This is a genomic window from Pseudomonas sp. G5001, from assembly GCF_013385475.1.
In the GTDB taxonomy this organism is placed as follows: Bacteria; Pseudomonadota; Gammaproteobacteria; order Pseudomonadales; family Pseudomonadaceae; genus Aquipseudomonas.
Genome location: NZ_JACAPZ010000038.1, coordinates 1 through 20,689 on the forward strand (window position 1 = coordinate 1; position 20,689 = coordinate 20,689).

Here is a 20,689-nt window from a genome sequence, read left to right on the forward strand (position 1 = left end):
AGCCGCTGTAAGAGCGGAACCCCTATCAGCCGTTACCCAAATAACGGATATACACCCAAAACCCACCTCAGCCCCGCCGACTCCTCAGCCATTCCTCCCGGGTAATCTCCCAGATATCCTTGGGCAAACTCCCAGCGACAAACTGCCCCTCATCGGTCCTGACCAACCGCATCCCCGTCCGCTCGGAAATCCTGCGAGACGCCACGTTCGGCGCCGCCTTGGGCACGCGCATCACAGGCCGCTCCAGCACCTCAAACCAATACTCAGTCACCGCCGCACTGGCCTCGGCCATCAACCCCTGGCCCTGCCACTGCGGCGCCAGCCAAAAGCCGCGGTTGTTGTCCACCTCATCCATCAGGCTGACATTACCAATCAACACCCCAGGCGCGCTTTTCAGGCGGATCGACCAATGCCACTCCTCACCCCGGGCCATCGCCGGCAATGCAACCTGCTCCAGATAGCTGCGCGCACCATCCGCCGGGTACGGCCAGGGCACCAGGGCATTCAGGTAACGCACCACTTCCCAGTGCGGAAATTGCTGCTGGACACCCTCGGCATCCTCCAGCGTCAACGGCCGCAGGATCAGCCGTTCGGTATACAGCGTAGGTTGCGCATCCATGTCGTTACCAAGTGGCAGTGTTGGGAAAGTCCAGGGTCCCGCGATCCACAAAACGCATGGTGCCGAACAGGCCACCCGCGAGTTTCCCGCGCAACACGTACGGCAGGTTATTCAAACTCTGGGTCTGGCTCAAGCCAAGGGTCTGGCGCAAAACGGAAAACGCCGAAACGCTCACCGGCACCGTCAGCACCGTCTCCGAAAAGCGTGGGATCGAGCCACCCTGGTCACTCACCCCGGACGCCAGCGGCCGGCCATTGACCTCCAGGTCCAGGGCCACGCCGCTGTAGTCGATGGCGGTTTCATTCGGATTTTGTATCCGCAGCTTCACCGCGAAACGCACTTCCAGGTCCTGGCTCTGCAGCGGCTCGATGCCCACCACGTTGATGTTCACCGGGTCGCGATTGGGAAACAGCGCGCACGCGCTCAGGGTGAGTAGCAGCAGTGACAAAACCATGAGCTTGCGCATAAAACGGGTTCTCCTATTTCGTGACGTCCGGGTCCTGCATCACTTTGAGGGTGGAGGCTTCCGGATCAAATTCATCTTCTTCCAGTTCTATGAACTCCTCAGGCAGGAAGATGTTCAGCACGATAGCGCAGAACGCCCCCACGGTGATTGGCGACTCGAAGATGTTGTGCAGTGCCTTGGGCAGCTCGCGCAGTACTTCCGGCACCGCCGCCACACCCAGGCCCATGCCCAGGGAGATCGCCACGATCAGCACATTGCGCCGGTGCAGGCCGGCTTCGGCGAGGATCTTGATCCCGGCCACGGCCACGGTGCCGAACATGATCAGCGTGGCGCCGCCCAGTACCGGCTTGGGCATCAGTTGCAACACCGCGCCGATCATCGGGAACAGCCCCAGCAGCACCAGCAGCCCGGCAATGAAGTACGCCACATAACGGCTGGCCACGCCGGTCAACTGGATCACCCCGTTGTTCTGGGCGAAGGTCACCATCGGCAAGCTGTTGAAGGTGGCCGCCATCACCGAGTTGAGGCCGTCGGCCAGCAGGCCGGACTTGATGCGCTTGATGTACAGCGGGCCCTTGACCGGCTGTTGCGAGATCATCGAGTTGGCGGTCAGGTCACCGGCGGCTTCCAGGGGCGAAATCAGGAAGATCACCGCCACCGGGATAAACGCCACCCAGTCGAACGAAAAACCGTACTTGAACGGCACCGGTATGCTGATCAGTGGCAACTGGGGCAGGGCGCCCAGGTCGACGCGGCCCATCCACCAGGCCACCACAAAACCCAGGGTCAGGCCGATCACGATCGAACCCAGGCGCAGGAACGGGTTGTTGAAGCGGTTGAGCACCACGATGGTCAGCAGCACCAGGGCCGCCAGGCCCATGTTGCCGGCGGCGCCCAGGTCGCTGGCGCCATAACCGCCGGCCATGTCGGTGACGGCCACCTTGATCAGCGACAAACCCATCAAGGTAATGATGGTGCCGGTGACCACCGGGGTGATCAGCTTGCGCAGCTTGCCGATGAACTGGCTGAGCACCACTTCGATAAACGCCGCGAAGAAGCAGATGCCGAAGATCGTCGACAGGATCTCATCGGTGCCGCCGCCCCGGGCCTTGACCATGAAGCCGGCACTGAGGATCACGCTGATAAACGAAAAACTGGTGCCTTGCAGGCACAGCAGGCCCGAACCCACCGGGCCGAACTTGCGGGCCTGCACAAAGGTGCCGAGCCCGGACACAAACAACGCCATGCTGACCAGGTACGGCACTTCGCTTTCCAGGCCCAGCACGCCGCCGACGATCAGCGTCGGGGTGATGATCCCGACAAAGCTGGCCAGCACGTGCTGCAGGGCGGCAAATATCGCCGCGCTGAAGTGCGGACGGTCGTCGAGGCCGTAGATCAGGTCGGATTTATAACGGGGGCGAGGGGTTTGAGTGTCAGACAAAATACGGGCCCGGGTAGGAAAAAGGAGGCGCAGGATGCCAGAAAGTGCCAGTTGTCAGAAGTGTGAAAAAATATTTCGAAACATCCCCCATTAAATCCTCAAGCCGGCCGATACCGTTTATAGGCCCACATACCTATTACAACAGTGGCGCCAGCCGGTCAGAGCGGCGCGTTGACGCCCACTGACCGTGTCGCGGCAGGGATGCTCGCAGCCACTACTTCTAAGAGCGCCCCCTATGTCCCTTCGTAACCTGAATATCGCACCTCGAGCTTTTCTCGGTTTCGCCTTCATCGCGTTGCTTGTCGTTATTCTTGGGGTGTTTGCGGCGAACCGCATGACTCTGATTCGTCAGGCATCGGTCGACATGGGCTCCAACCAACTGCCCAGCGTCGGGTATCTGGCGACCATGACCGAAAACGTCCTGCGCCTGCGGATTCTCTCTTTTCGTGTGCTGGTAAACCGTGAGCCGGCGGCTCTGGATGAGGCTCAAACCCGCATGGGTGTGCTGGTGGACAAGGTCAAGACGGCACAGGCCGCTTATGCAGGCATGCCAGCCGGGAACGAAGAGGCGGCGCTGTACAAAACGTTCTCCCTCACGCTCGACAATTATCTGAAGGCCCAGGCCGAGATGGTTGCCTTTTCACAGCAGAACAAGGTCGAAGAGATGCGTGCCTTGATCAATAGCCGTATCAAGGACGGCACCGACCAGATGGGCGAGCAGTTGAATAAACTGATCGCCATCAACGCTGCTGACGCGAAGCAGGCCGACACCGAGGCCGGGCAAAGTTATCAGGATGCAATCACTGGCATCATCGCAGTCTCCGTGATTGCTGCGTTGATGACCGTACTGCTGGCCTGGCTGCTGACGCGCAGTATCGTGACGCCCTTGCGCAAAGCGCTGGAGGTTGCTGAAACCATCGCCGGCGGCAACCTGAGCAAGCCCATCGAAGTCGACGGCAAGGACGAACCGGCCCGCCTGATCGGCGCCTTGGCCGCGATGCAGAACAACCTGCGCCAGACCATCCAGCACATCGCCGGCTCAGCCACGCAGTTGGCCTCCGCCGCTGAAGAGCTCAGCGCCGTCACCGAAGAAGCCTCCAAAGGCCTGCAACAGCAAAACAACGAAATCGACCAGGCCGCCACCGCGGTCAACGAAATGACGGCCGCCGTGGAAGAAGTGGCGCGCAACGCGGTGTCCACCTCCGAGGCGTCCAGCCAGTCCAACCAGGCTGCGCGGGAAGGGCGCGACCGAGTGGTGGAAACCGTCGGTGCGATCCAGACCATGACCCAGGACGTGCAAAACACCTCGGTGCTGATCGAAGGCCTGGCCACCCAGGGCCGTGACATTGGCAAGGTACTGGATGTGATTCGCGCGATTGCCGAGCAGACCAACCTGCTGGCACTCAACGCGGCGATTGAAGCGGCGCGTGCCGGTGAAGCCGGGCGTGGTTTTGCGGTGGTGGCGGACGAAGTGCGGGCCCTGGCCCATCGCACGGCGCAATCGACCCAGGAAATCGAGAAAATGGTCGCCGGCATCCAGAGCGGTACGGGTGAAGCGGTGCAGTCCATGCAGCAGAGCAACCAGCGCACCCAAAGCACCCTGGAAATGGCGCGGGCTGCCGGTGTGGCCCTGGAGCAGATCACCCAGTCCATCAGCCTGATCAACGAGCGCAACCTGGTGATCGCCAGTGCCTCGGAAGAACAGGCTCAGGTGTCCCGCGAAGTGGATCGCAACCTGGTGAACATCCGCGACCTGGCGACGCAGTCGGCGGCGGGTGCCAACCAGACCAGCGCGGCCAGCCATGAGCTGTCGCGACTGGCGGTGGATTTGAACGGGATGGTGGCGCGCTTCGTCATCTGACCTGAAATACGATCAAAAATGTGGGAGCGGGCTTGCTCGCGAAAGCGGTGTGTCAGTTGATGCATTCGGTGGCTGACACACCGCCTTCGCGAGCAAGTCGAATCGTCGCACCGCCGCTCCCACATTGGCTTCTGTGGTGCTTCAGGAATCAGTGTTTCCAGGCGGCTGGGTTCACCAGGTTCTTCGGCTTCTCACCCGCCAGCGCCGCCAGCAGATTGTCCACCGCGCACTTGGCCATCGCCTCCCGCGTCTCATGAGTCGCTGAACCGATATGCGGCGTCGCCACCACATTGTTCAAACGCAACAACGGCGAGTCATGCTGCAGTGGCTCCCGCACAAACACATCCAGCCCCGCCGCACGAATCGTGCGCTGTTGCAACGCCTCGATCAGGGCCGCCTCGTCCACCACCTTGCCTCGGGAGATGTTGATAAAGATCGTCTCCGGGCCCATCAACGCGAACTCTTCAGCACCGATCAAATCTTCGGTTTCAGCCGTCAGCGGCAAGGTCAGGCACACAAAATCGGCTTCCCGGAGCAGGTCCGGCAGGCTGCGGTATTGCGCGTCAAAACGTTGCTCCACTGCAGGTTTTGGCGAGTGGCTGTGGTAGATCACCGGCATGCCGAACCCGAAGTGCCCACGCTGGGCCAAGGCTTCGCCAATCCGGCCCATGCCGATAATGCCAAGCGTCTTGCCGTGTACATCGCTGCCGAAATGCAGCGGGCCGATGTTCTGGTTCCAGTTGCCGGCACGCACCATATTGGCCAGCTCCACCACTCGCCGGGCGGTCGCCAGGATCAGGGCGAAGCCGGTATCGGCGGTGGTTTCGGTCAGTACGTCGGGGGTATTGCTGAGCAGGATGCCGCGCTCGGTCAGGTAGTCGATATCGTAGTTGTCGACACCAACCGACACGCTGGCCACCGCCTCAAGGTTTGGCGCCAGATCCAGCAGTTTGGCATCCAGGCGCAGGCTGGCACCGAGCAAGCCCTGAGCGGTCGGCAAGGCTTCACGCAGTTTGGCCAGGCCGCTTTCATCCAGTGATTCAATAAGCGTGACCTGGGCCTGTTCATGCAGGCGGGCCATCAGCGGTGCTGAGAGTTTCTTGTAGAGCACGACAGACTTTTTCATCAGGTCTTTACCTTCAATTCAAGGGATTGCAGCGGGGCGCGCTCGCGGTCACTGGCGCCGGGCTTGAGAAAGATCGTCAACACCACCGACACCAGCAGCGCACCACTCATCAGCAAGTACGAGGCGCCGGGCGATCCGGTGCTGCTGTTGAGGTAGCCCACCAGGTACGAACCGCCGAACGAACCGAGGGCGCCCATGCTGTTGATCAGCGCCATGGCGCCGCCGGCGACGTTGGCCGGAAGGATCTCGGGGACGATTGCGAAAAACGGCCCGTACGGCGCGTACATACAGGCCCCGGCGATCACCAGCAGGGTGTACGACCACCAGAAGTGTTCGGCGCCGAGCACGTAGGACGCATAAAACGCGATGGAGGCGATCAGCAACGGTGGCCACACAAAACGTTTACGTTTTTGCAGTTTGTCCGAGCCCCAGGACACCGCCAGCATGCCGATCACCGCCGCCAGGTACGGCAGCGCCGACAGCCAGCCGGCCTCGACCATGTCCATTTTCAGGCCGGCCTTGAGGATCGACGGCAGCCACAGCACGAAGCCATACACGCCAATGCTCCAGCAGAAAAACTGCAGCGCCAGGATGATCACCTTGGGTGAGCGAAAGGCCTCGGCGTAGTTCTTTACCGCCTTGATGCCCACTTGTTCTTCGGCGAGGGCGGTTTCCAGGTCTTTTTTATGCTGGGCGCTCAGCCATTTGGCGTCTGCGGGTTTTTCATCCGCCAGCTTCCACCAGATAAACGCCCACAGCACCGCCGGCAAACCTTCGATGATAAACATCCAGCGCCAGCTGAAATGCTGCACCAGGTAGCCCGAGACCACCGACATCCACATCATGGTCACCGGGTTGCCGAGGATCAGGAAGGTGTTGGCTCGCGAGCGTTCCGCGCGGGTGAACCAGTGGCACAGGTACACCAGCATCGCCGGCATCACGGCGGCTTCGACCACCCCGAGCATGAAGCGGATCACGATCAGCATGTAGGCGTTGGACACCATGCCGGTCAGGGTGGCCAGGCCGCCCCACAGGATCAGGCTGACGAAAATCAGCTTCTTCACGCTGCGTTTCTGCGCGTAGATCGCACCGGGCACCTGGAAGAAAAAGTAGCCAAGGAAGAACAGCGCGCCGAGCAATGACGACATGCCCGGGGTGATCATCAGGTCTTCGGCCATCCCGGAGGCGGCGGCAAAGCCGTAGTTGGCGCGGTCCAGGTACGCCAGGCTGTAGGTGATAAACACGATGGGCATGATGTACCACCAACGGCGGGTGGCGAGTTTCAACGGTTCCATAAGGTTGCTCCTGAGCTTGTTGTAGTTGTGGCAACAGGTAACTCGGTGATGCTGATTAACCGGCTTTCTGGGTGTGGGGCAGATCGGTCCTGAACGGCAAGCCTTCCATGTCGCCACGGCTCTGCACCGCGCGGCTGCCGATCCAGTTGCCGCGCTGCACGGCTTCGCTGAAGCTCAGGTTTTCCAGGAGCGCGCTGATCATGCCCACGGCAAATCCATCGCCGGCGCCGACCGTGTCGACCACCTTGGCCACTGGCACGGCGGCGACAAACCCCTGGTCCAGCTGGGTGCGGTAATACGCGCCGTGGGGCCCGAGCTTGATGGCCACGGCTTCCACGCCCTGGTCCAGGTAAAACGCGGCGATGTCGGCCGGGTCTTCAAAACCGGTGAGCAAGCGGCCTTCGCTCAAGCCCGGCAACACCCAGTCCGCCAGGCAGGCGAGGGCGTTGATTTCGCTGATCATGCGTTGCTCGTTCGCCCACAGGGACGGGCGCAAGTTCGGGTCGAAGGACACGCTGCGCCCGGCCTCGCGCATTTGCGTCATCAACTGGCGCGACAGGTCGCGGGTGGCATCCGACAGCGCCGGCGGAATGCCGGTGGCGTGCAGGTGCCGGGCTTGCAACAGCTCAGGCTTGATCGCCTCGACCGACAGATGGCTGGCGGCCGAGCCACGGCGGAAGTACTCCACCTGCGGATCATCGCCGGCTTCCTCGCGGGACTTGAGTTGAAAGCCCGTGGGGTGCAGCGGGTCCACCGCCACATGAGTGCAGTCCAGGCCTTCGTTCTGCAAGGTGTCCACCACGAAGCGCCCGAGGGAATCGGCACCCACGCGGCTCAGCCATGCGACGTTGAAGCCCAGGCGTGACAGGCCGATGGCGACGTTGCTGTCGGCGCCGGCAATACGCTTGTGAAACTGGGCAACCTGGGCCAGGTCGCCGGTCTGATCGGCGACAAACATCGCCATGGTTTCACCAAACGACAGGATATCGATCTCAGACATGTGCGTTCTCCACGCGGGGCTGGCCGAGGACGGCGAGGGTGGCGACCTGCTGGGCGGTGACCTGCACCAGGTCATTGCCTTGCAGCGGAAATTCCACGGCCCGGGTAATACCTTGAGTCATGTGCTTGAGCAGTTGTTCCCACAGATGCAGGTCGGCGGCGCCCGGCGGCAGGGCCACCAGCTTGCCGTCGGCGCGGCGGGCCACGGCCTTGCAGTGCAGGTAGTCCACATGCCGGCCCAGCAGGCGCGCGGCGGTGGTCGCGGATTGGTCCTGCCATTGCCAGTTGCCGATATCGAAGGTCATTTTCACCGGCACCGCCAACCGCTCGACTTCGTTGAAAAAGCGCTGCATCGGCTCAATGCGCCCGCCGTGCAGGGTCTGGTCGTTTTCCACCAGCAGCTTGACCGGATGCCGGTTGAGCAGGGCGCTCAAACTGTCGAGGTCGTTGGTGTCGGTGAAATAGCCCAGGGAGACTTTCAGCCAGCGGGCGCCGAATGCCTGGGCGCGGTCGAGGGTGGCGGCCAGTTCGGCATTGGGCTGCGAGCGACCGGCCACCCAGAGTTCCAGGGGCGATGAGAACACGCACTCCAGGCCTTGATCGGCTGCAGCTTGCGCCAGCTCATGGGGTTGTTCGGTGGTCAGCAGCTCTTCGCGCCATTCGATGCGTTGCGCGCCGGCGGCAGCCAGCACCTCGACGAAACTCAACTGGCCTTGCTGGCGGACCAGGTCGGCGCCGTAACTGGAAAGGCTGATGGAGACGGGGTATTTATGCATTGTTGTGGACCTCTGAAACCGGTTTCATTTTTATTCGCAAAATAAACGTGTGGGAGCTGGCTTGCCTGCGATGGCGGCGGTCAGCCGCCTACTGCTTCGCCGGAGAAACCGTTATCGCAGGCAAGCCAGCTCCCACAAGGGATTGGGTCGAGCCCCGGATAATCAGTTGTGGCAAGAAGTTCAGGGTGCGTGGGGGCTGGCTATCGCCGCGCAAACGCTTGAGTAAACAGTCAAACGCACTGGCGCCAATGGCCTCGGTGGGCTGGGCGAGGGCGGTGATGCCGTTGCCCACCAGCGGGTACCAGTCGAGGTCATCCAGGGCGATCAGGCCTACGTCATCAAACAGGTCGCAGCCTAGATTTTTCAATGCACGGGTACACGCCAGTGCCGCGATTCCGTTGGCGCAGAACAACGCCTTGGGGCCGGATTTGCCTAGAAACTTTTGCAGACGCTGTTCCAGTTCGCCATCCAACTCCAGTACGGCGCCGGTCAACGTCGGACGGTTGGTCATCTCCGCCTTGAAACTGTCCAGGCGCTCAAGCCGCGAGCTGGTGCCGTCGGTGGCTTCAGTCACCAACAGCAGGTCGCGATAGCCTTGCTGTTCCAGATGCTCCACGGCCATGCGCACCGCCACCGGGTTGTCCAGCCCTACCAGGTCGCTGTGCAGCGGTTCGACCTTGCGGTCCACCAGCACCAGGGGCATTTCCCGTTGCAGTTCCAGCAATTGGTCCAGGTGATGGCCGAGGGTATTCACGATCAGCCCTTCGATATTGTAGGCACGCAGGGCCGCCAGGTGCTGGCGCTCCTGCTCGTCATCGCGGTCGGTGTTGCACACCACCAGGCTGTAGCCGTGCTGGCGGCAGGCGGTTTCCACGCCATGCATCACGGCAATCGAATAGGGGTTGCGGATATCGGCTACCAGCATGCCGATCAGGCGGGTGCGCCCGCGTTTCAGGCCGCGGGCCATCTGGTTGGGGCGATAGCCCAGCTCATCGATGGCCTGCTCGATGCGCAGGGCGATGGCATCGGAGAGCAGGGCACGGTCGTCGCCGATAAAGCGCGACACGCTGGCCTTGGACACACCGGCGCGCTCGGCGACGTCCAGCATGGTCACGCGGCTGCGTTGGGCGGCGGAAAAAGTAGTCACGGCGGCGGCCTTTCTTATTGGATTTATCTGGGTTCCAAGGCGAAACCAATTGCTGAAACCGGTTTCAGGAAACACCAAGTAGGAAATTTCGTCAAGCGCTGCTCAGTAACCGCCCTGGCAGCAAGGCCGAGCAAAAAGCGACGAATGGAGGGGGCTACCTGTTAATTCTGACAGTATCCGGCTGGAGGAATCGGGCGCTTAATTCTCTCAACGCCACTTGGTATACACACGCCGCCTGCCGGCAGGCCACTGTCCACCGTGTTGAGGATTAAACCCATGTCTGACGTCTCTGAATCCACTTACCTGATCAACCCCTTGGGCGCGGACGACGGGGGCACTGTGTTGCTGGACCCGATGGACATACCCGGCGTCGACAGTGGTGACCCCCGGGGCGTGATCCCGCGCTCGCGCCTGCAGGGCCCGCTGCAGGTCAACATTCCGATGTGGAACCCGCGACCCGAGCCGCTGCTGGATGAGCCGCACATCGTGCTCCTCCGCTGGGTGTGGGCGGGTGTCGATGAGGAGGTTGATTCGCGGCAGGTGTTTGGCCCGCCACCCCCTTTGCCAGCGGTGATCTCACTGGAGGTGCCCCTGTCACGATTGACTGATAAGGGCTCCGGCACCGCGCAACTCTACTACACGGTTCAGGACTCCTTTGGCGGCGTCAGTGTGCTGAATCCCAGGAGAACACTCACCATCGATCTGGACTCGCCTGAGTTACTGAACCCTCTGGATACTGTGGATTTTGTAGTTGCCCCGACCCCGAACGTCGATGAGCAATACCTGCTCGATAACGTGCCGGTGGCGTTCAATATTCCGTTCTACACCGTGCGCGCGGACAGGGACCGGATTGAATTCTACCTGTCCAACCGGGATAACCCGCCGCTAAGCGCGGCGGACGCCGAGTACGTGATCGCGTTAGCCTCAGACCCGCTGGTTGCTTACGTGGACCCCGATATTTTTCGCAGGTTGAACAACGGTGACGCCTATATTTTCTACCGCATTTTTGACGAGGCAGGCAATTTCAGCAGCCAGAGTGCCGGACTGCTGTTTCAGCTGGCACTGACGCCGTTGCCGAGCAACTTGCCGCGTCCGCAAATTCGGCCACCGGCATACGACGACGGCCTGATCAAGCGCGATGATGCACGTCGTGGCGTGTTCATGCGCATTGACCCCGCCTACGACGATTGGGCGCCGGGGGACCAGGTAATCGCCTACTGGAATGCCCGTCCGACAGTCCCGCAGCCAGTACTGAGCTTCCCTTGTGATGTGGAAATTCCATGGCTGACCCTCAGGGGGCCTGCGCCTGTACTGGTTCCCGAAGCGGCGGTGGTGCGCTACGAAATCATTCGCGGAGCCCTGCCTCCATTTCGTTCCTTATCGGAACGGTTCAATGTCGACCTGACGATTGCCGGCCAGGACCATCCCAATGCGCCCGCATTGCTTAACCCGACCCTGGCCAGCGTCACGGTGATAGGGCGCGGCTCCAAGACTCCCAATCAGCTCAATCATCTGGATCGTGGGCTGGCTGCCCAGGCATATGTTCCTTTGTTTGCCGATCCGGTTGCGGGTCAATTGCTCAGTCTGTTCTGGAACGGTGTTGGCCCGGTGGCCAGCCATCCCGTGCAGTTGGGGGAGGTAGGAGGGCAGTTGGTGTGGTTTACCGATATTCCCTGGAATCTGATCGAGGGGACGGTCAATCCACGTCTGCCGGTCCATTACCTCACCAGTAATGGGGTCAACGAACAACAGTCGCCGCCAACTTTTGTGAATGTCGATGTGACGGCGCTGATTGATTTTACTCCTCCGCAAGTTCAGCACACCCTCACTAGCGAGTATGTGACCTGTTGTTCTTCGCCTTCGCCTTTATATGGCGTGCATTGGTTGATTCCGGGCAATATCGGCCTGCAACTTAACGACGAGGTGCGTTTTCACTGGCAAGGCTATGCGCGTAATAACTGGGTTGATCCTATTGCTGGATCTGAATACGAAGAAACCATCCAGGTGCTGCAACCCCATATTGATAACGGTATTAAAGTTGTGGTGGAACCGTTCGACCGGACCCTGGAGCCTATGCGCGAATACGGTTCAGCTGTCGCCAGTTTCGAAGTGTGGCGAAACCTGGGCAAGGTGGGTGACTCCCGGCCAGACGTCAAGGGGAGCGGACACATCCGTGTCGACCTGACCTTTCCAACGGGTGGGTTTTGTAAACCCGGGGATGTCATTAGTTGCACCAGTGATGGAAAGGCAACGTTGGTCAAAGATTAAAGGACTGGGTGTATTTGTTGTTGTGCAGGGAATAGTCGGCGTGTGATAGGCGTGCAAGCGCTTTGTCTCGCGACGCGAACGGCTACGTCAATGGTAGGGAAGTGTGGGTGAGATGTAATTCGTCTTAATATCTGGAGACACGTAATGAAAAAGGACACGCTCGACTTTATCCGTAACTATGCAAAGAATCGAAGTGCCAATACGACTGGCGCCTTGCCTGATGGTATTCTTGAAGGTGAGGTGCCTGGCTACCCTGGATTGCTTTCACGGGAGTACAACCTGCGTGAGAATTTGAATTTCTCTATTCCACTATGGCCTGACGCCGATACCCATCCGATTTTTGACGATCTTGTCAGTGTTTGGTGGAAAAATTTCGATGACACCGAGTGGGGCGAGCCCATTTATAGGTTCACCGTTGCTGCCCCAGGGCCTGAGACAGTGGTGAACATTGCTCAAGGTCGGCGGCCCGCGGGGCGGTACCAAATCAAGTACGAAATTTACGTACGTGGCGTTGACAACCGTTCCCAATCAGATCCGCAGACCATTGTCGTTGACCTGACACCACCGTATGCCATTTCCCCCGATGCACCGCCGGCGCCGATTCCGCCTGCCGACCTGCCGACACCTGCCGACCGCGACTACTTTGAAAGCAAGCCCAATGAGTCTGCAGTGTTTACGATCCCGGATTATGTGGCGCATGGTCGGGCAGACGGCGATTGGGCGTATCTTTACTATAATGGCTCCGATACGCCCTATGCACCCAACCCGCCCGATCCTTCGCCACGCTGGAATCTGCCTGCGGACCTGAGCTTTCCATTGCCATTATCCGTGGTTGACGCCAATCCGGATGGCCTGCGCAATTTGCGGTATGAGTTGTTCGACGCGGCAGGGAATTGGGCGCGGCTTTCGACTGCCTACGAGATGGACGTGGGCCTGTTTCCAGCGCCCGAGAACCTGCTGGCCCCCCTGGTTGACCGAACCTCACCCCCCGGCGATGTATTGATTGATCGGGCGGACGTTGCGCTGGACGGCGGCATGATCGTGCGTATTCCTGAATATACGAACTTTCTGCGCGGCGTCGATGGAGATGAATTCCTCGTCACATTGAGGACAAGCATCACCACCGTTCCCTTGGAGGCCCAGCCACTGGGCAACAGCCGTTTCCCGGCGGAGGTTTACGTTCCGTACAGGGTGCTGGAAATCCTGTATGGGGCCACTCGAGGGCTATTGCCGTTGACGGTTTCCTATGTGGTGCGGCGGCGGTCTGTCAACAACCCGGCGACACCGACCACCACCGTCAACCTGGACCTGTTTGTTGTCGGCCCCACTCCCATTGGCCCGGACCCGATCAACGATGACCTGCTGCCCGTAGTCGTGAACGGGGTGGACGCAACCGGTACCGAGGGCCCCGACGACGAACTGGAGCGCGACCACGCCAACCGGCCTGCAATTGCTCGGGTAACGTTATGGAGTACGGCACCCACACCGGATGCCAGCGACTTTACGATCCGCCTTTACTATTCGGGCGAACTCGTTGCTACCCAACCGGTGACCGGCGCCTCGGCTGGCCAGGTGATTCCGCTCTCAATCCCGTGGAGCTTCATTGAGCGTCATGGCAATGGCCGCAAGACGGTGTTCTACACCATTGCCCAAGGGGCCAGCACCAACCGCCAGTTTTCCCCTGACACGACGGTGACGGTGAATGCCAACTTCAAAGAGCTTGCCCCGCCGGTGGTACGACATCTGTCGGACGGAGGGGCGATCAACTGCACTACGTTCAGGCCTGAAAATCCTCCCGGAAACGTTGTGGTGTTTATCCCGCCTTCGGAGCACTTTGAACTGAGGATGGTGGTTACGCTGCACTGGCAGGGCTACAGCGACAATGCAGGAATGGTAGCGGTCCCGGCAGCAGTGGGTCGTGTGGACTCCATACCGCTCACGCAAGCCATGATCAATTCTGGGTTCGAGTTGCTCCTGGGGCCCTATGAGACCATCTACAAACCCATCCAGCCCAACTCGGGTGCAAGGCTGGCCGGCTCCGCGCGGATCTGGTACACCATCAACCTGCCTGAAGGACCATTACCTTCCGATGAAGCGCATCCTCTTGTTCGCGGGGTTCGGATAGGTGGAACGAATGGCTTTTTCTGCGACGGTACTGCCGTCCCGCTTCCTTGATACTTGTTTGAGCCCTAATGCCAAAGAGGAGCCTTGCTCCTCTTTGGCATTTTTGCCGTTGGGTCGACTACAAACTGCATTCACTTTCAGCACAGCACCTTGGGATTAGTCCTACAGATGTTGGGAACAGCTCTGGGTACCTTGGGCGCCGCTTGATTGGCAGGGTCCACACGCTTTTCGGAACCGGCCAGTTTTTTTCCGTAAAGGAACGCCAACCCAGAGGTCCGTAAAGATGTCAGCTCCATTCGATTTCAAACCAACTCCCTTAAGCCTTGCCTTCAAGGCCAAGGCCGTCACACTGCTGATGCTCATGGCGCAGCTGTCCGAAGCGCGTGTCGTGACCGGCCCGGATGAAACGGTGGGGCCTGGCCCGCGCCCTGACACTTTTGAATTGCGTGCAGGTTCCCGCCTGACGGTTCATGGAGTGCCCACCCTGCAAATCACTGCCAATTCCGCAACCCTGATTGTCAATGCCGGCAGCAGCACCCGGGACATTGCCGCAATCAACTCCGACATCCGCATCGATGGTTCGGACGTCATTGCGCGGGATTCGGGAAGGGCCGGGGTTCATGTCACGGGCAGCAACGTGCTGATCACCAACAGCAACGTTACCCACAACAACGGAACCGGGCTGGCAGCGGCCCGTTCCCTGGGCGCCACCAATGGTTCCAGCGTCACGGTCGTCAACAGTCACATCACCGGCAGCACCCGCGGTGCCTCGGCCAGTGCCCACAGTGTGCTGGACCTGACCGATTCGCGTGTCGAGGCGACCGCAGATGATGGCGTGGGTATCGAACTGTTCAATGGCCAGGCCCGTGCGTTCAATACCAGCATCGTTGGTGGAGACATTGGCGTGAAGATGGGCGTGGATAACGACCCGACTTTGGCCAGCAGCCTGATCCTCGACCGCTCGAGCGTCGAGGGCAAGACCGGTTCGGCGATTCAGGTCGGCTCGTTCCGGCCCGGGGAATCCACCCTTGCTGATATTCATGTACTCAATGGCTCCACGCTAACCGGCGCAAACGGTGTGCTGCTGGAAGTCATGAATGGCGCCACCGCCAACATGAACGTCGACCGCAGCTTCCTGGTCGGTGACGTGGTGGTCGAAGACGGCAGCACCGCCAGGTTGCAGCTCAACAATGGCTCCTGGCTCACCGGCAAACTGCAGAACGTCGCCGAGTTGAGCGTCAATTCAGCGTCCCACTGGATGCTGGTGGATGACAGTTCAGTCGGCGACCTGATCATGGGCGGCGGCACCGTGCACTTTGGCGGCGCCGATGAGTTCTTCCAGTTGGACGTCAACAGCCTGTCGGGTGACGGCAGCTATGTGATGCACACCGACTTCAGCACCGGCCAGACCGACTTGCTCAACGTCAACGGGGTTGCCACGGGCAACCACAGCCTGCTGTTGGCGGCGACCGGCTCCGAGTTGGCGAGTGCCTTGCCGATTCGTGTGGTGCACACCGAAGGTGGCGATGCGCACTTCTCGCTGGACGGCGACACCGTGGATGTGGGCGCCTATTCCTACGGGCTGAAGAAGGAAGACACCGACTGGTACCTCGACCCTAACCGTCGTGGCACCAGCAACAGCACCAAAACCGTGATGGCGTTGTTCAACACGGCCCCCACCGTGCTGTACGGCGAGATGTCCCTGCTGCGTACCCGCATGGGTGAACTGCGCTTCAGCGACGGCCAGAGCAACGGGTTCTGGATGCGTGGCTACGGCAACAAATACGAGGTAGCCGGGAACAAGGACGGTGGTGGCTACACGCAAAACCAGCGTGGCCTGAGCCTGGGGGCCGATGCGCCATTGTCGAGCGGAGATGGCCAGTGGATGGCCGGTGTCATGGCGGGTCACAGCACGTCCGACATCAGCGCCAACACTTCCGGCAGCGGCAAGGTCAACAGCTACTACCTGGGGGGTTATGCCACCTGGATCGACGACGAGAGCGGGCTGTACTTCGACGGCGTGGTCAAGCTCAACCGCTTGCACAACGAGGTCAACGTGACCATGAGCGACGGCAAGCGTGCCAAGGGCAACTACACGCAGAATGCCGTGAGCGCATCGGCGGAAGTCGGCCGGCATATCAAGCTCGACGATGGTTACTTTGTAGAACCGTACTCGCAACTGAGCACAGCGATTATCCAGGCGCAAAGTTACGAGCTGGACAATGGCCTGCAGGCCAAGGGTGATCGCACCGCCTCCGTGGTGGGCAAGCTCGGCGTGACAGGTGGCAAGAATATCCAGCTGGAGAGCGGCGGGGTGCTGCAGCCCTACCTGCGTACAGCGTTGGCCCATGAGTTCAACCACAGCAACAAGGTCAAGGTGAACGACCAGCGCTTCAACAACGATGTGTTCGGTTCGCGTATTGAAGTGGCAGCGGGCGTGGCGATGTCGGTGTCGAAGAACGTCAAGCTGCACGCTGATATTGAACATGCCCAAGGCAAGAAGGTGGATCAGCCGTGGGGGGTTAATGTGGGAGTGCGTTACGATTTCTAGGAAACAGGGGTAAAGAAAAAAGGAAGCCGAGGCTTCCTTTTTTTGTGGGGTTAAGTATCTTGATTTTTTAATAGGGAGTCATGCACCACGCTGACATGTTGTAATGCCCGCGAACGGCTACCCAGCGTAGCGGTCCGGTTCCCATCGTTATGTAGTTGTACCAATCACCATTGAATGAACAAAGTCCATACTCTCTGAGTCTTGGAGGAGGGTTGTATATAGAGCTTAACGCGTAAATTATCGATCCATTTCCGCTGTTGCCTATTACAAGTGGGCGTCCTCCTATTGAGTTCATCCAGTTAATAGCAGCAGTAGGAGACTGGTGTGTTTCATTGACTTGTAGTTGGAAGATGTTAGAGACAACGACCGTATAGGACCGCGAAATATTATTTCTGTCTCTCGCGGTGATCGTCGCCGTACCATTACGATTGCCTGTTACTTTTCCCGTGGTTGAGTGTACTGAAGCAATAGTAGGTGCGCTGGACGCGTAGGAATAAGAACCAACCCCTCCGCTGGCTACTCGTGTCTGCGTATTGCCCGCCCAATCCCTCCCGGTTGCGGGCCAGTTGGTGAGCACCCTTGTACCGTTCAAGTTCATTTGACTCTGATCAATCCTCAGCGAAGTAATTACCGTATAGGTCGCAGTGGGGAACGTAATGGCCGTGGATTCAACGCTGCTGCCATCAAACGTTACCTTGCACGTTACGGTGATGGTGCTGTTGTTAGGCAGCCCGTCCAGCCATGTGCGCAGTACCGCCTTGTTCACCAAGCCGGTCGATACTTCTCCCGCCAGCAGGCTGTAGTTTGTCAGCACATTCAACGGCGCGCTGCCCGCCCTGGTCAGTTGCACCCAGACCTTCTGGCCCGTTGCGGCCAAAGGCCAAGGGGCAACACTCAAGGTGGCATTGGTGCTGAAGTTATTGAGGTTCAACTCACCGCCTGTAGGGACGCCATTGATCAGCGGCCGAGGCAGCGCCGAGGACGGAACACGGTTGACGGTCAGCTTCTGTGTTTCTGACGGGACAATAGTCGTCCCTATCGTCGCCATATAACGGAGCTCGATCAATTTGCCCGCGCTGTTGGCGAGGATGTCCCGGCTGATCTGAAAGTCGACGCGCTTATTGGTGTTACCGTTCTGCGCCGGGATGGTGGCCATGGTGCCGTTCGGGTAAATCCACTCGAGGGCGATGCGGTGGGCCGCGGTCATTTCGTTATAGGCCACCGCCACATAGGCGTTGTTCTGCCAGTCCTGTGGGTCGATGGTCAAGGTGGCGCCCTGCAGATTGGCAAAGGCCGGGCGCGGCAATGTGGCGGGGATCGACTGGATAATATGCTCGCGTACACCAAACAATACTGCGGTGTTTTTATCAGTGCTTTCGGCCAGGCTGACCCAGAAGCGAATGGTCAGGTGCGACTCGTTCCTGAGACCTTGCAGCTCCGCCAACGGTATGGGTTGCGAGACACCCAGGGTGGCGCTTTCTCCAACAGGGGCGGCGATAAAAGTGTCCAGGTTGAACGCACTGCCGTCGGTGTTGGTACCCGTGTATTGCAGCCACATGAACTGCTCTTCAAAGGCCAAAGGCCAGGCCGCCACACGGATGCGGGCTTGAGCGACGAGCTCGTTCGTCGGCAGGATCACGCTGTTGCCGACCCCGTCGATGGTTGGTGTGGGTAAGCCACTCAACGGCAGCAGGTCCAGGTTCAGAGTATCCGACTCATGGAGAAACCCGCTGCGGGTAAAACTGTATTGCACACTGATGCGGTTACGCTCGTTGCGAATGCCCTTGGCAATGGTACGGGCCTCTATCGGCACACCCACTTCATTGGTGTCGGGGTTGCCCCAACCCGTTTCGACGGTGCTGCCCAGCAGATCGGCCGTCACCCATTTCACTGAAAACGATTCGCTCTCGCGCATGCGCCGGTATTTCACCAGCACCGTTGCGCCCGATTGAGCCGCCAGCGGGTCAAGCCGGTCAGGGTACTGCTCGGCTTCCACGACTTCAGGCGCATCCAGTTCCACGCCACGGCCCACGGTCAGGAGGGTTGTAAACGAGCGCAAGGTGAGTTTCGGCAGCGGGGTTTCGCGTTCCAGGCTGTAGGTGATGCGCAGTTGGCCATCGAAGTTGTTATCCAGCACCGCACGGCTCACCGGCAGTACCAGTGGCTGGCCCTGTGTCGCACCGTTGATCGTCACCGAACCGCTGGCGGAACCGCCTGTGCCCGTGCCCACAATGTTCCATTGGATATGGTCGCGGCTCCTGGTTGCCGTATAGGGTAGCGTCAGCAGCACGCTGTCGCCCACTACGTCAACCGGGTCAACGTTGTCGTCAATCGCACCCTGCAGGGTGGGGGCAAGCATGGTTTCGAGGCGTTCGTCGATGCGTACTGTCAGCACCCGTGATTTGCGTTCAATCAGCGCACCGTAGGCATGCAACTGGCTGTCTGCGCCGTCATCGACCAGGTAATACACTGCGACGTCACCCAGGTCCTTGAACTGTTGCAGTATTTCGCTTGGAACCCGGCGCGTGCCACCCTGGTCCCCGGCCAGTTGCGGGTCGGAATAGCGAATTCCACCGCCCCCTGGAACAATTTGCTCGATGACCAGGGTTTCCAGCGAGTCGTAGGCGTGGGGCTGGTAGGACGGGATGCTGATAAACGCATCATCGTCCGGGTTGATCAGGCCCAACTCGCTCGGGGTCACGGTCACTGCCGGCATCGAGGTCGGTGTACCCACCACCGTCACGGTGACACTGCCAGACTGCCCGAGGTGGCCACCGGTGGCGGTGTGCCAAACGAATGAAGCCCTGAACGAGCCGCCGATGACGCGCTCGATCAAATCGCGGTCCACCGGGAAGATCTCTTCCCGACCGTTCCTGACTTCGACAGGATCAAGCACCAGTTCTTCGATCGTGCCGTCCGCCAGTGTGGCCGTCAGGGTAATCGTGACCTGGTTTGGGGGCAGCGGGGCCGGTGTCACCCGTGGGGTCTGCAACAGGATTTCGAACAGTGAATTACTTTGCGTGTCGTAATCGATTTGCCGGCTTTCCGCGTCATCCACCAGGAAAAACGGCGCGCTCATCAAGCTGGGGTCCAGTTCGGCGACCAGTCCATACGGCTTGGAGTACTGGTATTTTTCCCCTGAGTAATTCTGAACCACATCGAACACCCTGAAGCGCAGGGTGAGTGCGCCGTTGAGGCCGCCCTTGAGAATATTTTCCTTGCTGATAAATACCCTGATCGGCTGGATACCGCCAGCCTCGGCGGCCGTGACCAGGTGCCTGATCTCAATTCCGTCCCAATAGAACTCAATGGTGTCGTTCTTGCGCACGTTCGGATAGGGCGCAATCACGGCGTATAACCCGCGACTGATCGTGTCCATGTTGATCGTGCTGCTTTCGGGCAACCCGTCGACACTCAGGCTCAGTTTACTGTGCCATTTGTCGTCACCATTGTTCTCAATCCCGCCGGGACGGGTGGTCTTGATCAATATGCTTTGCGGCGGCGAGGTGCTTTCCTGGCCGCTGCCTGCGCGCACTACCCGCGCGCGCACTTGAACTTCACCTTCAGGCATGCGTTCGGCGATGACGTACATGCCATAACGATCCTGGTCCATCTCGACGACACCAGACGCCTGAAGATCGTTATTGAGGTACAACTCAAAGGCGTCGAAGATGGCCCAGGTGTGCCATTTTTCCAGGACGAAATACGCATAGGGCTGAACATGCCGAATGCCCAGGCCATAGGCGTAAGGTTCATCGGGATACTGGTCAAGCGAGACCGGCGGGAACGCCGAATAGGGCGGGGCCAGGTCTTCAGCCGTGATCACCGGCAGGGGCGCGGGCTCAAGGAGGGCCAGGGGGCTGTCGGAAACAGGTACACCTGGGTCTTCAATGACCGAGGCATTGTCATCGGGGTCGATCGGTTGGTTGGGCATGCTGACCACTCCTTGCTGGAAGTCACGCACAGCGCTGGCTGTGCATATAGGCAAGGGAAATCAAACACCCGCAGCCCCGATA

The 20,689-nt window shown here is 59.9% G+C and carries 13 protein-coding genes; 4 read left to right on the forward strand and 9 right to left on the reverse strand.

The annotated features are described in order from the left end of the window. Window positions 1-67: 67 nt before the first annotated feature. From HX805_RS27025 to HX805_RS27035, 3 genes are read right to left on the reverse strand one after another with little or no spacing between them, the layout of a single operon-like run. Window positions 68-619, reverse strand: a complete 552-nt coding sequence (locus tag HX805_RS27025) for a GNAT family N-acetyltransferase (RefSeq protein ID WP_177029104.1) — start codon at window positions 617-619, stop codon at window positions 68-70. A gap of 4 nt (window positions 620-623) precedes the next feature. Beyond that, on the reverse strand, window positions 624-1,085 hold the full coding sequence (locus tag HX805_RS27030) for an LEA type 2 family protein (RefSeq protein WP_003214086.1): 462 nt from the start codon (window positions 1,083-1,085) through the stop codon (window positions 624-626). 13 nt (window positions 1,086-1,098) lie between these two features. Beyond that, window positions 1,099-2,526 carry a nucleobase:cation symporter-2 family protein gene (locus tag HX805_RS27035; RefSeq protein ID WP_177068203.1) on the reverse strand — a complete coding sequence of 476 codons (1,428 nt, stop codon included), beginning with the start codon at window positions 2,524-2,526 and terminating at the stop codon, window positions 1,099-1,101. 235 nt (window positions 2,527-2,761) lie between these two features. Here HX805_RS27035 and HX805_RS27040 point away from each other — a divergent pair, with 235 nt between their 5' ends. Then, window positions 2,762-4,387 (forward strand): methyl-accepting chemotaxis protein, encoded by a 1,626-nt coding sequence (locus tag HX805_RS27040; RefSeq protein WP_177009635.1) that lies wholly within the window; start codon window positions 2,762-2,764, stop codon window positions 4,385-4,387. 148 nt (window positions 4,388-4,535) lie between these two features. Here the strand turns inward: HX805_RS27040 and HX805_RS27045 are convergent, their stop codons facing one another. From HX805_RS27045 to HX805_RS27065, 5 genes are all read right to left on the reverse strand, one after another. After that, the gene (locus HX805_RS27045; protein ID WP_177117454.1) at window positions 4,536-5,513 is read right to left on the reverse strand and encodes an NAD(P)-dependent oxidoreductase; all 978 of its coding nucleotides are present in this window, start codon (window positions 5,511-5,513) and stop codon (window positions 4,536-4,538) included. Next, on the reverse strand, window positions 5,513-6,808 hold the full coding sequence (locus tag HX805_RS27050; RefSeq protein WP_003214078.1) for an MFS transporter: 1,296 nt from the start codon (window positions 6,806-6,808) through the stop codon (window positions 5,513-5,515). The genes HX805_RS27045 and HX805_RS27050 overlap by 1 nt, the downstream gene beginning before the upstream one ends. Before the next feature lie 55 nt (window positions 6,809-6,863). After that, window positions 6,864-7,808 (reverse strand): sugar kinase, encoded by a 945-nt coding sequence (locus tag HX805_RS27055; RefSeq protein WP_177117455.1) that lies wholly within the window; start codon window positions 7,806-7,808, stop codon window positions 6,864-6,866. Further along, window positions 7,801-8,583, reverse strand: coding sequence for a sugar phosphate isomerase/epimerase (locus HX805_RS27060; protein ID WP_102605812.1), 783 nt, complete (start codon window positions 8,581-8,583; stop codon window positions 7,801-7,803). Before HX805_RS27060 ends, HX805_RS27055 begins: the two co-directional genes overlap by 8 nt. 88 nt (window positions 8,584-8,671) lie before the next feature. Next, window positions 8,672-9,730, reverse strand: a complete 1,059-nt coding sequence (locus HX805_RS27065; RefSeq protein ID WP_177117456.1) for a LacI family DNA-binding transcriptional regulator — start codon at window positions 9,728-9,730, stop codon at window positions 8,672-8,674. A 276-nt stretch (window positions 9,731-10,006) separates the two neighbouring features. On the opposite strand from HX805_RS27065, the gene HX805_RS27070 reads away from it, so the two are divergent. The 3 genes from HX805_RS27070 to HX805_RS27080 all read left to right on the forward strand — a co-directional run bounded on the left by HX805_RS27070 (window position 10,007) and on the right by HX805_RS27080 (window position 16,673). Then, on the forward strand, window positions 10,007-11,998 hold the full coding sequence (locus tag HX805_RS27070; protein WP_177117457.1) for a hypothetical protein: 1,992 nt from the start codon (window positions 10,007-10,009) through the stop codon (window positions 11,996-11,998). A gap of 144 nt (window positions 11,999-12,142) precedes the next feature. Then, window positions 12,143-14,173, forward strand: a complete 2,031-nt coding sequence (locus HX805_RS27075) for a hypothetical protein (RefSeq protein ID WP_177117458.1) — start codon at window positions 12,143-12,145, stop codon at window positions 14,171-14,173. 232 nt (window positions 14,174-14,405) lie between these two features. Continuing rightward, the gene (locus tag HX805_RS27080) at window positions 14,406-16,673 is read left to right on the forward strand and encodes an autotransporter outer membrane beta-barrel domain-containing protein (RefSeq protein WP_177117459.1); all 2,268 of its coding nucleotides are present in this window, start codon (window positions 14,406-14,408) and stop codon (window positions 16,671-16,673) included. Between the two features lie 67 nt (window positions 16,674-16,740). Here HX805_RS27080 and HX805_RS27085 read toward each other — a convergent pair whose 3' ends face one another. After that, window positions 16,741-20,607: an Ig-like domain-containing protein gene (locus HX805_RS27085; RefSeq protein ID WP_177117460.1), complete on the reverse strand. Its 3,867-nt coding sequence runs from the start codon at window positions 20,605-20,607 to the stop codon at window positions 16,741-16,743. Between the last annotated feature and the right edge of the window lie 82 nt (window positions 20,608-20,689).

Coding starts and splice junctions, on each gene's coding strand:
- HX805_RS27025 (WP_177029104.1), bottom strand. CDS start 619: ATGGATGCGCAACCTACGCTGTATACCGAACGGCTGATCCTGCGGCCG.
- HX805_RS27030 (WP_003214086.1), bottom strand. CDS start 1,085: ATGCGCAAGCTCATGGTTTTGTCACTGCTGCTACTCACCCTGAGCGCG.
- HX805_RS27040 (WP_177009635.1), top strand. CDS start 2,762: ATGTCCCTTCGTAACCTGAATATCGCACCTCGAGCTTTTCTCGGTTTC.
- HX805_RS27045 (WP_177117454.1), bottom strand. CDS start 5,513: ATGAAAAAGTCTGTCGTGCTCTACAAGAAACTCTCAGCACCGCTGATG.
- HX805_RS27050 (WP_003214078.1), bottom strand. CDS start 6,808: ATGGAACCGTTGAAACTCGCCACCCGCCGTTGGTGGTACATCATGCCC.
- HX805_RS27055 (WP_177117455.1), bottom strand. CDS start 7,808: ATGTCTGAGATCGATATCCTGTCGTTTGGTGAAACCATGGCGATGTTT.
- HX805_RS27060 (WP_102605812.1), bottom strand. CDS start 8,583: ATGCATAAATACCCCGTCTCCATCAGCCTTTCCAGTTACGGCGCCGAC.
- HX805_RS27070 (WP_177117457.1), top strand. CDS start 10,007: ATGTCTGACGTCTCTGAATCCACTTACCTGATCAACCCCTTGGGCGCG.
- HX805_RS27075 (WP_177117458.1), top strand. CDS start 12,143: ATGAAAAAGGACACGCTCGACTTTATCCGTAACTATGCAAAGAATCGA.
- HX805_RS27080 (WP_177117459.1), top strand. CDS start 14,406: ATGTCAGCTCCATTCGATTTCAAACCAACTCCCTTAAGCCTTGCCTTC.
- HX805_RS27085 (WP_177117460.1), bottom strand. CDS start 20,607: ATGCCCAACCAACCGATCGACCCCGATGACAATGCCTCGGTCATTGAA.